Genomic DNA, 14,691 nt, shown 5'->3' with positions numbered 1-14,691 from the left:
GCTTTATTGAAATGAAGAGAGTTTAAGATCAGCGCGGGCGTTTATAAAAGGGGGCTGCTACCACCTCGGCACGCAGGCGTTTGCCACGAATCTCAACCTCCAGCGGTGTGGAGAGGGCGCTAAAACGACTGTCCACCAAGGCGAGGCCGAGATTACGCTTCAAGGTGGGAGACTGAGTCCCCGTTGTGACCTCACCGATGCGTTGTCCTTCTGCGAATACCGGGTAATGGGCGCGAGGGATACCGCGATCCATCATTTCCAGCCCGATCAATTTGCGAGGAATCCCTTGTTCTTTCTGACGTTGCAGTGCTTCTCTACCGATAAAATCTCCTTTATTCAGCTTGACGAAGAACCCTAGACCGGCTTCGAGCGGTGAAATCGTGGCAGATAACTCCTGTCCGTACAGCGGCAACCGTGCCTCAAAGCGTAGGGTATCCCGAGCACCAAGTCCAGCGGGAATCAGCCCATACGACTCACCGGAACGAAGCAAACCCTCCCATACGACTGGTGCTTCCGCGGCAGGTACGTAAAATTCAAAACCGTCTTCACCCGTATATCCGGTTCGTGAGACGAGTGCTTTTGCTCCGAACAATGGCACATTCTCATGGAAGCGGAAAGATGCCAGATTCGTAATGTCCGTATCTGCCACGGCTGCGGCAATTCGTGCTGCTTCCGGTCCTTGCAACGCCAGCAATGCTATCGCATCAGACATATTCTCCATGTGAACGGATGCAGGCATATGGCGAATTAGCCAATCCCAATCCTTATCGATGTTAGAGGCGTTCACAACGAGCATGTAGCGCTCCGGTCCTTTGCAGTAAACAAGCAGGTCGTCTACTACCCCTCCATCGGGGTAACACAGGAGTGAATATTGTGCCTGACCTGGTTCCAACTGGCTGACATCATTCGTGGTCACCCTTTGCAGAAAAGCTTCGGCCTCTTTGCCTTCAACCAAAAATTCGCCCATATGCGATACATCGAATAAACCCGCACGTTGCCGGACGGCCTCATGCTCCTTTTGAATGCCGCTAAACTGAACGGGGAGCTCCCAGCCGCCAAAGTCAATACAACGAACCCCAGACTGCGTCCCGTAGGACGAATATAGCGGTGTTTTTCGCAAATTAGTCATTTTTCCACTCCTATCCGGTGTGATCGGCTAAACAAAAAAGACAGGCCGAAAAAAACGTATAGACGGCAGTCTACACTCTTTTTTCAGCTCTGTCCTTGATACCAGAAAGTTACCCCGGTATGTACCGGGTTTCCCCTTGGGTGATCCGCTCCAATAGCGAATGCTCTCCAGAGATGCGTCCGGCAGAGGTCCTTTTGCCTGAGAGATTCACCTGCAATGCAGGCTTACTCCTTCGGCGCTACCTTCGGGATCAACAGTATATTACCTGGCTTTGCAGATAACAACTTGATCCGATTCGCGTGAACTTATGTTTCATAAGCCGCAACAGCTATGCGAATCTTTTTGGCAGTCTCTCCCTCCGCGTTCATCCGCGTTTGCAGTTGTCGGGGTGTTTCCCAAAGCATTTGCTATAACCCATTAATACGCAAATTCATTCAAAATGTCAATAAAAATGTCATCAAAAACAATAGAAAAAACATTTAATATATAAATAAGGATATGTAAGCGTTTGTTATAAGCTATCATATTTTTATATAGTACGCCATATGAGGTGATATGAAGTATTTTTGTTAGTATTATTGACATGAGTGTTCTTGTTGTCATAATCTTAACCTGTCTAATACAGGTGAGCAAAAGCGATTTTATTCATATGGAAGTGAGGGGAACAGGATGAGTGAAGTAAAGCAGCAACTTTGGTATACAGACGAACATGAGTGGGTTCAGCGCACAGCGGATGGGACGTTGCGGATTGGTATTACAGACTTTGCACAGCATCAACTGGGTGATATTGTTTTTGTAGAATTACCTGAGGTGGGAGTAACGATTGAGCAGGGAGCGGAGATCGGTACGATTGAATCGGTGAAGACGGTATCCGACCTTTTTGCTCCGGTGACGGGAACCGTATTAAAAGTGAATGAAGCGCTGGAAAGTACGCCTGAGCTAGTGAATGAATCTCCCTATGAAAAAGGTTGGATGATCGAAGTAGAGATGGGTAAAGATGTGGAGGAAGCATTGGGCAAGCTACTGTCTGCGGATCAATACGAGCAGTTGATTTCCGATGAGCAGTAATGGAGCAATGTAGTATGGAATAAGAGTGTTATTTGTCTGCTGATTTTTGTATACAACAGTCGCTATGATTTGACATAGCGGCTATTTTTTTTGTCTTTTTTCAGACGTAATTACGTGTTTTATTCTGATGTAGAGGGTTGTCCCTATAGTAAGAATCATACATAATCCAGCACGGTTTTTCGACTAATTTCTATAGCTACAGGTCATATTAAGAAGAATTATGCAGGTATAATACCTTCTCGGATAATTTAAATTTAAATGTTGTCATCAACGTTCATGACGAAAGTACGTTTTCATTTCGTTGATGAAGATAGCGCTGTCATTTAGTATGAATTTTAAGAAAAGGTAGTGATGCTTACCTACAAGGAGGATTTGAATATGAGTACATTGGACGCAAAGCCAAGTTCAAAAGGAGGCACTCGTGTCGCCGTACAGCGTTTTGGCCGTTTTCTCAGCGGTATGGTTATGCCCAATATGGGAGCCTTTATCGCGTGGGGATTGATTACGGCACTCTTTATTCCGACCGGGTGGTTCCCGAACGAAGGTTTTGCACAACTGGTTGATCCGATGAAAAATTATTTGCTGCCGCTGCTGATTGGTTACACGGGAGGCACGATGATTCACGGACAACGTGGAGGTGTGATTGGTGCCATTATGACGATGGGTGTCATAGTGGGAGCCGATATCCCGATGTTCCTGGGCGCGATGGTCGCTGGTCCGCTGGCTGCGTGGATATTGAAGAAGTTCGACAAGGCCATTGAAGGCAAAGTCAGATCAGGCTTTGAAATGCTGGTCAATAATTTTTCGGCCGGGATTATCGGTGCCATTCTAGCACTGCTTGCCCATGTGGCGATCGGCCCGGTTGTACAAATGATCAGTCAAGTATTGTCGGCAGGGGTACAGTTCCTCGTGAACGCAGGGCTACTGCCGCTTGTCAACCTCATTATTGAGCCCGGAAAAGTATTATTTTTAAACAACGCGCTGAATCACGGAGTATTAAGTCCGATTGCGTTGGAGGAAGCTGCAAGAACAGGGAAATCCGTACTGTTCATGCTGGAATCCAACCCTGGGCCGGGGCTCGGTATTTTGCTGGCCTACTGCCTGTTCGGTAAAGGCTCTGCGAAGTCGTCGGCTCCTGGCGCAGTCATCATTCATTTTTTCGGCGGGATTCATGAAATTTATTTCCCTTATATTTTGATGAAGCCGATTTTGATTCTTGCTGCTATAGCTGGGGGCGTTGTGGGAACCTTCTGTTTCATGTTGACAGGTGCCGGACTGGTTGCTGCTCCTTCGCCGGGCAGCATCATCGCCTATTTTCTAATGACGCCAAAAGGCGGATATTTGCCAATGCTAAGCGGGGTGATCGCTGCTGCGGTCGTATCTTTTGCTGTTGCCGCAGTGTTACTCAAGACTGGTAAGCAACAAGAAGAGGGGCTGGAGGAAGCTGCATCCCGCCTGAAAGATATGAAAAATCAAAGCAAGAGTGCAAGTGCTAACGCCACTGTAATGGAAGATAACCACGAATCTGATCGTGCTGCAGAAATTGCTGCAGATCGAACGCTCAAGGATAAATCCGAAGTGAACAAAATCGTCTTTTCCTGTGATGCAGGTATGGGTTCAAGCGCTATGGGTGCCTCGATTTTACGCAAAAAAATGAAGCAGGCGGGTGTGGGCGTAACAGTTACGAATACGGCAATCAGTGAAATTCCACAGGATGCGGATATTGTCATTACGCAAAAAACGTTGACAGATCGGGCTAAAACAGTAGCTCCGAAAGCTGAGCACATTTCCATTGACAATTTTCTGAAGAGCCCTGAATACGAAGCGCTGGTTGAACGGCTGAAATCCGATTCTTAATCCCCATAAAGTCAGGCCGGCTGTATACAGTTTGTTATTTCCTGCTGGAAGGGATGAGAGCTTGGGAAGGAACGGTATGCGCTTATGAATATTACAAAACGACAATCTGACATTGTGGAGTATCTTTTGGAGCAGCCACAAGAGGTTACAGCCGGGGAAATTGCTACGAAGATCAATGTCAGCACAAGGACGGTTCATCGGGAACTGGGTGCAGTCGAGCATTGGCTGGCAGCTCATGAGGTGAAGCTGGAGAAAAAGTCAGGGATCGGTATCTGTATAGATGCTGATCCAGCTCAGCTTGTATGCCTGCGAAAACAATTGCTGCATACGAAGTCAGACGAATATTCGGCTGAGGAGAGAAAGATCGTGGTACTCTGCATGCTGCTGGATACACGGGAGCCGATCAAGCTGTTGGCGCTGGCTTCAGATCTGAAAGTCACGGTAACTACGGTCAGTCATGATCTAGACGAATTGCAAGACTGGATTGGGAAACGTGGACTCATGCTTGTGCGCAGACGGGGGTACGGGGTCGAGATTACAGGGCGGGAGACAGACAAAAGACGGGCGATTTCCGAGCTGGCTCTCGAATATTTGGATGAATCCGATCTGTTTTCAGCCCGGGAAGAACTTCGTCCTGTAACCCGTGTTGCCGACAAGTTGCTGGAGATGATTGGCAGAGATAACCTGCTAATCGTGGAAAAGGCCCTCTGGCAGCCCCATGAAAAATGGTTGGAAAACATGGTGGAAAGCAAATACATGGAGCTGCTGATTCAAATTTGCGTTTCGCTGGTACGTCTGCGACTCGGGTATGTTATAGATCCTCTTCTCTCGTATTTAAAAACAGATTCAGATGAAAATATCATGCTTCGCACAGCTATGGTGGAACGCATATGTACGGAGTTGTCAGAGGCGCTGGATATTGAATTTCCAGAGCCGGAACGATCTTATCTCAGGCTGCTATTTCGTGATGCCGAAGATCACTCTACCCGACTACTGCCGTTGGATGATCTCGTACTGTTGGAGTCGGTTCATGAGTTGATTCGTCGTGTGGAGGAAGAGACAGGCACGCCATTGAAAGAGGACCGTGTTCTGCGTGAAGGACTGATTGCCCATATGGCTCCGGTATTCAAACGTTTGAAGGAAGGCAGGTCGATTCGTAACCCTCTCCTTCAGCAAATCCGCAAGGATTACAGCAGCTTATTTGACTCAGTGAAAAAGGCTGCGGCGAGCATGACAGAAATGAAAGTGCCTGATGAAGAGATCGGATTTCTCGTCATGCATTTCGGCGCTTCGCTGGAGCGGCTGCGACAATTGCGTCGGGAGGTGCGGGCCATTGTAGTCTGCACGAGCGGCATTGGATCATCCAGACTTCTGGCAACAAGGCTCGCCAAAGAGCTCCCACAGATCAAAATTGTGGATAGGGCTTCATGGTACGAGGCGGCGCGGATTCCCAAGGAGGATTATGATCTGATCATTTCGACAGTAGAGCTACCGCTTGAACCAGATCGGTATCTTAAGATCAGTCCGCTGCTAACGCAGGAGGAGAGTGACCGTCTACGTCATTTCATCCAGCATATTACACTCCATCATCTCAATGATCATCAGCAGGAACAGGCCGTTCAGCCTGGCCAGGATATGGAGTGGCTTACCGGTCTGCGGAAAAGTCTCGAGGAGATTGTACACATTGTACAGCAATTTCAAGTGTATCCGCTGGAAAATCAAGGGATGGATATGGCGGCGACCGTAGAGGCGATATGCATGCTGGAGGCGGAGCGGGGAAATGTTACAGAGCCTTCTGTGGTTGCTGCACAACTCATGGAAAGAGAGCGCCAAGGTAGTCAGGTGATCTCTGATACCTCCATTGCTTTAGTTCATACGCGCAGCCACTATATTCGCAAGCCTTCGCTTACCTTGTATAAGCTGGCAGAGCCGCTGTTGGCGGATACAGGTGAACAGGTAGAATGCGTGCTGCTCATGTTGGGGCCTCGTGAGCTGCCGAGAGAAAGCTTGGAGGTATTGAGCGAGATTAGTGCATTACTTTTGCAGGAAGACATGGTTACGCTACTGGAACACGGTAGCAGGGATCATATTGTCAATTATATATCGAGTGAGCTGGCTGAATTTTTCCACAGTAAATTAGGGACAGGGAGGAACCTACCGTGAGTATTATGACGATAGACAAAGTAAAAATGAACGCAACCGCCAAAGACAAATATGAGGCGATTCGTATGGCTGGACAAATCCTGCTGGATGCGGGACATATTTCAAGTGAGTACATTGACAAGATGCTGGAACGCGAGGAGATCGTGTCTACCTACATCGGGAATGGGCTGGCTATTCCACATGGCACCAAGGAATCCAAGACGCTTATTCAATCCACAGGCATCTCCATCGTTCAGTTCCCGCAAGGCGTAGATTTTGGGGAAGAGAAAGCATATATGGTGATCGGCATTGCAGCACAAGGCGGCGATCATATGGAGATTTTGACGAGTATCGCTGTGGTGTGTGCGGAGGAAGAAAATATGGATAAACTTCGCAACGCGGTGACCCCACAGGAAATTATAGATCTGTTCGAAAGTGAGATGGAGCTATGAGAGCCGTCCACTTTGGAGCAGGAAATATCGGTCGCGGCTTTATCGGATTAATTCTGTCGCGTGCAGGCTATGAGGTTGTCTTTTCAGATGTCAACGACACCCTTGTATCCGAGTTACGCCGTCGTAAACAATATACCGTAGAGTTAGCCAATGATACAAAGGATACGGAGCTGGTCACGAATGTAACGGCGATTGACGGCAAGGATGCAGCGGCTGTAGCCGATGCGGTAGACCATGCTGATCTGGTAACAACCGCGGTAGGGGTTAGCATCCTCAGGCATATTGCAGCAGGTATTGCCGAGGGAATAGCGCGGCGGGTGGAGCGAGGGGCAGGCCCGCTGCATGTGATTGCTTGCGAAAATGCAATCGGAGGCAGCGCCCAACTGAAAGAGCATGTTTTTGCGCTACTGGATGAGGCGACTCGTGCCAAGGCAGAGGCTTCGGTATATTTCCCCAATGCTGCTGTAGACCGGATTGTGCCGATCCAACACCACGAGGACCCGTTACATGTGCAGGTAGAGCCTTTTTACGAGTGGGTGGTGGATCGTTCACAAATGGCACCTGAGCATGAAGAAATCGAAGGCATCCTGTACGTGCAGGATCTAGAGCCTTACATTGAACGAAAGCTGTTCACGGTGAATACGGGGCATTGCGTGGCAGCCTATCTTGGTTATACCGCAGGTTATGCTACCATCCAGGAGGCCATGAAGGATAGCAAGGTGGTGGATTCGATACAAGGGTCACTGGAGGAGACAGGAGCAGTGCTTGTGAAGCGCTTCGGTTTGGATCAAGGGGAGCATAAGAAGTACATCTCTAAAATTTTGGATCGCTTCCGCAATCCTAATCTGACAGACGATGTTACTCGGGTCGGACGTTCACCGTTGCGCAAGCTGTCTCCAAATGATCGTCTTGTACGTCCCGCGCTTCAAGCGCAGGAGTATGGCATCCCTACGGATCATCTGGCGTTAGGAATGGCTGCTGCCTGTAAATTTGATATTACGGAAGACCCCGAGGCAGTCGAGCTTCAGCAGGTGATCCGCAGTGAAGGACTGGGTGCGGCGCTGACGCGTTATACTTCCATAACCGCAGACCACCCGTTACATCGGCAGGTATTGGAGCAATATGATATTATAAATTCATAAAACAACGAATTATCAACATATACTTTCGATAATCCTCTTGAAGACAAAGCATTCACATCAACACTAACGTGTTCTGTAGAGATGTGCTTCAAGAGGATTTTTATATACGTGATTTACATCACATAACAACCTGCTTAAATTGTTTATATTGATAATGATTATCATTATCTATAAAATGAAATCATTACTATTATAACTATTAGGGAGGATTATAGTGAAACCGATCTATATTACCTTAGGGTTTTTATTTTTGGCGCTTGGAGTTATTGGTGTAGTGCTACCGTTGCTACCGACTACACCGTTTCTACTGCTAGCGACCTTTTTCTTTATGCGGGGGTCCGAAAGGATTCACCAGTGGTTTTCGAATACCTCTCTATACCAAAAGCATCTAGAGAGTTTTGTCCAAACAAGGTCGTTGAAGCTGTCTACGAAAATCACGACATTGGGCTTAGCGTCAGCGATGCTGATTACAGGCTTTATTTTCACCCCTAATGTGTGGGGGAAAGCGCTCATCGTCTTGGTCATCCTTTTTAAATATTATTACTTTATATTCCGCATCGGAACAATAAGAAATGCTGCAGCAGAAATAACGCCTTCATGTTCATCTGAACCTATACCTACACCTACTCCAAAAAAAAGGTCTAAAATGGTCGACAGCCGTCTGCTCGGTCTAGTGGAACATTCTCGGAAATATATCGTCTTGGGTGTGCTTGTGCAGTGGATCGGTCTTTTGGGGAGTATAGCCGCTGTGTTGTCTATGGCCTTTGTTATGCAGCAGGCATGGGAAGGACAAGTGACTTGCAAGCTGATTCTATCTATGACGGTCATTGTTATTGCTGCTATTGCAGTTCGCTGCCTGAGCAATTATGCAGCCAGTATGTTATCCTATCGTGCTTCGGTAAATGCTAAAAAAACGCTGCGCTCGCAAATTTACGGCAAGTTGCTGAAGATGGGACCCGCATATACAGATCATACCTCCACCTCGGGGGTTATTCAGGTTGCTGTAGAAGGGGTAGAGCAGCTTGAAACCTATTTCGGTAGATATATGCCTCAGCTATTTTACAGTCTGCTTGCCCCCGTAACGTTATTCATAACCCTCTCTTTTGTCAGCTTCAAAGCAGCCATTATACTATTGATCTGCGTTCCCTTAATTCCAGTGTCGATCATTGTCATTATGAGGATGGCTAAAAAGCTGTTTCGGAAATATTGGGGCAGTTACGTCAATCTGGGCCACAGCTTTTTGGAGAATGTACAAGGTCTGACTACGCTCAAAATGTACGGAACAGACCAGGATAAACATCAGGAAATGAACACAGCAGCTGAGGAATTTCGCAAAATGACGATGAAAGTGCTGACTATGCAGCTTAACTCCGTGGCCATTATGGATCTTATCGCATTTGGTGGTGCTGCTGCGGGTGTACTGGTCGCGATAAGTGAATATTCTTCAGGCCATATTGGCTTGGCAGGAGCGATCATCATTGTTTTGCTGTCAGCAGAGTTTTTCATTCCTCTGCGTTTGCTGGGCTCTTACTTTCATATCGCCATGAACGGAATGGCAGCAAGTGACAAAATATTCCAAATGTTGAGTACAGAGGATCTTATACAAGGACAAGAAAGCATAGAAAACACAGATATTCGACTGAAACAGGTGAGTTTCGCCTACGAGGAAAGAGATACCTTACGAAATATATCCATGGATATTCCCCAGGGCAGCTTGGTTTCAATTGTTGGGGAATCAGGCTCTGGTAAAAGTACGGTAGCCGGATTGATCGTTGGGCATCACGAGGGGTATCGAGGAAGTCTGACGATTGGAGGAACCGAGCTTACTGATATTTCGGAAGAAAGCCGCATGCGTCACATGACCTGGATCGGTTTTAACAGCTATATTTTTAAAGGCACAGTGGAAGCAAATTTAAAAATGGGCAATGAGTACGCGGATGAGCAACAAATGCTGGAAGCTTTGCGACAAGTGAAGCTGTATGATTTTATTCTCTCAGAAGGAGGACTGGAAGCAGAACTGGAGGAGCAGGGGGCAAATCTGTCAGGAGGACAGCGCCAACGGCTAGCACTAGCCAGAGCATTGCTGCATGATAGTCGTGTGTACATTTTTGACGAAGCCACCTCTAACATTGACAGTGAGAGTGAGGAAGGCATTATGGAGGTAATACATGCGCTGGCAGGTCAAAAAACAGTGATTCTTATCTCTCATAGACTGGAAAATGTAGTTCAATCCGACTGTATCTATGTGCTGCAAAACGGATTGGTGGCAGAATCCGGAACGCATCATGAACTGTTGAGCCAGCAAGGGCACTATGCGGATATGTATCTCAGTCAACACCGGGTAGAGCAGTTTGCAAAAGGAGGGGCTGTATATGCGTAGACACGGATTACGGATCATGGGCCAATTATGGGTATTGGCGGAACCTCTTTTACCTGTACTGCTCATCACGATTGTGACAGGAGTGCTTGGTTTTATTTGTGCTATTGGCATTATAGTGTACGGAGCCCTTGCTCTGCTTACAGCAACGGGCATCACGACAGGCTACACCATGTCGTTTTTGCTGACGTCGATCGTGGTTTTTGCCGTACTGCGCGGCGTATTCCGTTATGGCGAGCAAATGAGTGGTCATTATCTCGCTTTCAAGCTACTGGCTGTACTGCGTGACAAGGTGCTTCAAGCCCTGCGCAGACTCGCTTCAGCCAAATTGGAAGGCAAGGACAAGGGGAATCTGATATCACTCATTACGAGTGATATTGAGCTGCTGGAAGTATTTTATGCGCATACGATAGCGCCTGTAATGATCGGCATCATCACTTCACTGCTCATGGTATTTTTTATCGGTTCTTATGAGCCTCTATTAGGCTGGCTCGCTGCGCTTGCTTACCTAACTGTCGGTTTATTTATTCCCTTATTCACGTCACGTATGGTCAAACGTCAGGGGATGGAATACCGAAGCAGCTTTGGCAAGCTGAGCAGTTATTTTTTGGACAGCTTACGGGGGATGAAGGAAATTGTGCAATATGGACAAGGAGAACAACGTTTGAATGAGATTAACCGTCGTACGGATCAATTGGATGACAAGCAGAAGGACTTGAAGCATCATGAAGGCATCACAAGAGCGATCACAGATGCGGCTGTAGTTGGATTCTCATTCTTGATGCTGCTGGCTGGATTGTACGGTATGTCTAATGGTCAGGTTGACTTTACAGGTATGCTAATTTCTGTCATTGCACTGTTTAGTTCATTTGGTCCGGTCGTCGCACTGAGCAACTTGTCCAACAATTTGCTTCAAACGCTGGCGAGCGGGGAACGAGTGTTGAGTCTATTGGAGGAAACCCCGGAGGTTGAGGAAAATATCGAAGGGATGAGTGTTGCCTTTACTGGGGCACGAGTAGACAAGGTGACTTTTGCATACGATGGTCAAACGGTGCTGAATGATGTAAGTCTTACGATACCGCATAAGCGGATTTTAGGCATTCAGGGTAAAAGCGGCTCTGGCAAGTCTACACTGCTAAAGTTGCTGATGCGATTTAGGGACCCGCAGCAAGGTGAAATTTTGCTATCCGGACACGATTTGAAGGAAATTGGGACCCGACATTTGAGAGGCTTACAGAGCTATGTAGACCAGCATACGTTCCTGTTTGATGATTCAATTGCAGCTAATATCAAAATCGGAAAGCCTGATGCTACACATGAGCAGGTGGTGGAAGCAGCACGTAAGGCATCCGTGCACGATTTTATTATGACCTTGCCTCAAGGGTATGACAGCCGAGTTGGAGAATTGGGGGACAGGCTGTCCGGTGGAGAACGTCAACGCTTGGGACTGGCCAGAGCCTTTGTCCATAATGCGCCTCTCTTACTGCTCGACGAGCCTACCAGCAATTTGGACAGCCTGAACGAGGCAATTATTTTAAAATCGTTAAAGGAACAGCAGCAAGATAAAACGATTGTCCTTGTTTCGCACCGAAGTTCTACCATGCGGATTGCAGACGATATTTTTGAAATGGATAACCGTAGATTGTCCTGACTTTTCTAACTATTGTTATACCTTAAGGGCAAAAGCTGTAGCCTGTTCATAGTTTTGTCATAAAATGGAGTGTGCGTTGAAATGGAAGCGTCATCCTTATTTAAATCATCCAGCTTTTCAAACTTGTCTTATTTTGATAGCCTATTAGGTGAAGATTTCACAAAATCCTGAGGTATATTGACAAGTCATAAACATCATAAATGATGGATGAACAGAGGCTGTAAGCCGATGTACAGAAATGGGTGGTGAACAGGAATGTCAGATTTCAATCAGCTCAATGAGCTTGAGCACACAACATATCCCATATATGAAGGCTATGATTTGGGTCTTACTTATACGCCTGCGGGCAGCAAGTTCAAGGTATGGGCACCGACTGCGCAGCAGGTCCATATAGCGTTGTATAACGATGCGGGGGTGTACGATCAGGAGGGGAACGTTCAGGAGCACAGCGGTGGTCAGGAATTTCTCATGAGCCGTGGTGATCAAGGTGTATGGTCTATAGAGCTGGAAGGGGACTGGAACAAATATTATTACATGTACAGGCTGGAGTGGGCGGACAACACCATTCATTATGCTGCCGATCCATATGCCACAGGGGTATCAGCCAACGGGCAGCGTACAGCGATCATTGATTTGGCTCAAACCAACCCGGACGGATGGGAATTGGATGCGGGGCCTACCCTTAAGCGGCCGACAGATGCCATTCTCTATGAGCTTCATGTGCGTGATTTTTCGATGGATACCCATTTTAATACGGGGAAAAAAGACTTATCTGCTGCTCAGGGACGGTTTGAGGCCTTTACGTATACGGGATTGAAGGATACTGAGGGGAACAGCATCGGGCTGGATCATCTGCTGGAGCTGGGCATTACACATGTTCATTTGCTTCCAGTGGCTGATTTTCATACGGTGAATGACTTTGCAGAATTAGAAACTGAATATAACTGGGGCTATGATCCGCAACATTATAATGTGCCGGAGGGGTCTTATTCTTCCAATCCGGCTGATCCGGAGACACGCATACGAGAGCTGAAACTGCTGGTACAGTCTTTGCATACTGTCGGCATCGGTGTCATTATGGACGTCGTGTACAACCATACTTATTCGGTGGAAAAGGGGCCATTTGAGCCTGTTGTACCTGGATATTATTACCGCACGGATGAGCAAGGGCAGCTCACCAATGGATCAGGTGTAGGTAATGAGGTGGCAACCGAACGTCCGATGGTGCGCAAGTATATCAAGGATTCACTACGCTATTGGGCAGAGGAATATCATATAGACGGCTTTCGATTTGATCTGATGGGGCTGATTGATACACCGACCGTAGAGCAGCTTACCCAGGAGCTTCGCTCTGAAGTGCGTCCCGATCTGCTGATCTATGGTGAGCCTTGGACGGGAGGAGAATCTCCGCAACCCTTGCTTACGCTAAAAGGAACGCAACGCGACAAAGGCTTTGCCGTTTTTAACGACAACTACCGTTCTGCTATTAAGGGAGATAGCGACGGTACTGGGAGCGGGTTTGCCACGGGGGCAGAACATCAGGAGGAGCAGGTGCTCAAAGGTACTTTTGGGGCTATTCATGATTTCACAGCTCAGCCATCGGAGACCGTCAATTATGTAACTGCCCACGATAATCTCAATCTGTGGGATAAAATTTTGACAGTAAGACATTTGCGGGAGCACTGTCGTTTTCCACAATGGGAGCAGGGGAAGCCACAGGATGGGAGGACACCGGAACAAGCTGTTGCCGAAGCAGACCCGTATTGGGAACTGGATGAAGATAACTTGCTAGAGAACGAAACCGTACGCAAGTCCCTGTTGGCTAACGGTATGGTACTCACATCGCAAGGCATTCCTTTTATTCATGCAGGGGATGAACTGCTGCGCTCCAAATATGGAGACCATAATAGCTACCGAAGCCCAGATGTGGTGAATGCCATCCATTGGCATAACAAGGCGAGGTTTCGCCCAGTGTTTGATTACTACCAAGGTTTAATTGCTTTGCGGCGCAACCACCCGGCATTCCGAATGGACCATCGTGAGCTGGTGGAGCAGCATATGGAAGTGCTGCAAAGCAATGGGCATGTGGTGGCTTTTGCTTTGAGGCACCATGCTAACGGCGATGCCTGGAATCATATTGTGGTGATTTATAACGGCTCGGATACAGAGCAAACGATATTATTGCCTGCGGAATCGGATCGTTGGCATGTGGTCGTGGACGCACACGGGGCTGGTAATGAGACACGGTATGAAGTGGTAGGCCATCGTGTGACTGTATCGCGCTGGTCGATGATGGTGTTATATGATCAGGAAGAACCTGCACGAGTCTCCTTTTTGACTGAACAAGATCAGGTTAATCGTCAGGCGGAGAACGAATTGGAAGACTCGGATGAGGGAACAGATCAAGAAATTGCAGGTACAGCTATGACGTTGACAGATGTGCAGCTTGGAAACGATAGGGAAGTCGCTCCATTTCGCACGATTGAACTGATATACGAGCGTGCAGATCGGCAATACACTGGCTGGAACGTATGGGTATGGGGAACTGGGCACCGCGACGGACATGTTGAATTTCGTGATTTGGATGACGGTCGTGCAATAGCGCGTATTCAGGTGTCTCCTGATATACAGCGAATTGGCTACATTGTCCGGCTTAATCACTGGGATGCCAAGGATGTTGAGGCAGATCGCTATATTGATATAAACCTGAACCAGTCTGTGATGCAGGTATTGATTCATAGTGGCAGAGAAGAATATTTGCTACTGGTAAATGATAATCGGGCCGGATAGACTTGTATGCTTGGTCGCTATATATACGAAAGTAGCATTTTTCGATTATTTCGAGAAATGCTATTTTTTTATGTAAACGTGTG

At 47.4% G+C, this 14,691-nt stretch carries 9 protein-coding genes and 1 riboswitch; of the genes, 8 read left to right on the top strand and 1 reads right to left on the bottom strand.

Annotated features, from left to right (window positions below; translation table 11 throughout):
• Positions 1–28: 28 nt before the first annotated feature.
• A complete protein-coding gene (gene gcvT, locus AOU00_RS06000) occupies positions 29–1,129 on the bottom strand; it encodes a glycine cleavage system aminomethyltransferase GcvT (RefSeq protein ID WP_069290175.1) in 1,101 nt (366 codons plus the stop codon).
• A 176-nt stretch (positions 1,130–1,305) separates the two neighbouring features.
• Positions 1,306–1,497: riboswitch (glycine riboswitch) on the bottom strand.
• 301 nt (positions 1,498–1,798) lie between these two features.
• On the opposite strand from gcvT, the gene gcvH reads away from it, so the two are divergent.
• The 8 genes from gcvH (at position 1,799) to pulA (ending at position 14,608) form a co-directional block, all read left to right on the top strand.
• On the top strand, positions 1,799–2,197 hold the full coding sequence (gene gcvH, locus AOU00_RS05995) for a glycine cleavage system protein GcvH (protein ID WP_069290174.1): 399 nt from the start codon (positions 1,799–1,801) through the stop codon (positions 2,195–2,197).
• A gap of 378 nt (positions 2,198–2,575) precedes the next feature.
• The gene (locus AOU00_RS05990) at positions 2,576–4,054 is read left to right on the top strand and encodes a PTS mannitol transporter subunit IIBC (protein ID WP_069290173.1); all 1,479 of its coding nucleotides are present in this window, start codon (positions 2,576–2,578) and stop codon (positions 4,052–4,054) included.
• A gap of 84 nt (positions 4,055–4,138) precedes the next feature.
• Positions 4,139–6,217, top strand: coding sequence for a BglG family transcription antiterminator (locus AOU00_RS05985; protein ID WP_069290172.1), 2,079 nt, complete (start codon positions 4,139–4,141; stop codon positions 6,215–6,217).
• Positions 6,214–6,648 carry a PTS mannitol transporter subunit IIA gene (locus tag AOU00_RS05980; protein WP_069290171.1) on the top strand — a complete coding sequence of 145 codons (435 nt, stop codon included), beginning with the start codon at positions 6,214–6,216 and terminating at the stop codon, positions 6,646–6,648. Before AOU00_RS05985 ends, AOU00_RS05980 begins: the two co-directional genes overlap by 4 nt.
• The gene (locus AOU00_RS05975) at positions 6,645–7,790 is read left to right on the top strand and encodes a mannitol-1-phosphate 5-dehydrogenase (protein ID WP_069290170.1); all 1,146 of its coding nucleotides are present in this window, start codon (positions 6,645–6,647) and stop codon (positions 7,788–7,790) included. The genes AOU00_RS05980 and AOU00_RS05975 overlap by 4 nt, the downstream gene beginning before the upstream one ends.
• A 214-nt stretch (positions 7,791–8,004) precedes the next feature.
• Positions 8,005–10,170 (top strand): DUF454 family protein, encoded by a 2,166-nt coding sequence (locus AOU00_RS05970; RefSeq protein ID WP_081330682.1) that lies wholly within the window; start codon positions 8,005–8,007, stop codon positions 10,168–10,170.
• Positions 10,163–11,818: an amino acid ABC transporter ATP-binding/permease protein gene (locus AOU00_RS05965; RefSeq protein WP_069290169.1), complete on the top strand. Its 1,656-nt coding sequence runs from the start codon at positions 10,163–10,165 to the stop codon at positions 11,816–11,818. The genes AOU00_RS05970 and AOU00_RS05965 overlap by 8 nt, the downstream gene beginning before the upstream one ends.
• Positions 11,819–12,073: 255 nt before the next feature.
• Complete coding sequence (gene pulA / locus AOU00_RS05960; RefSeq protein WP_069290168.1) at positions 12,074–14,608, top strand: type I pullulanase; 2,535 nt, start codon at positions 12,074–12,076, stop codon at positions 14,606–14,608.
• Positions 14,609–14,691: the final 83 nt, after the last annotated feature.

It is taken from the genome of Paenibacillus polymyxa (assembly GCF_001719045.1).
Classification (GTDB): Bacteria; Bacillota; Bacilli; order Paenibacillales; family Paenibacillaceae; genus Paenibacillus; species Paenibacillus polymyxa_B.
Note: the sequence above shows the minus strand (reverse complement) of the source record. Positions and strands in the feature narration are given on the sequence as shown.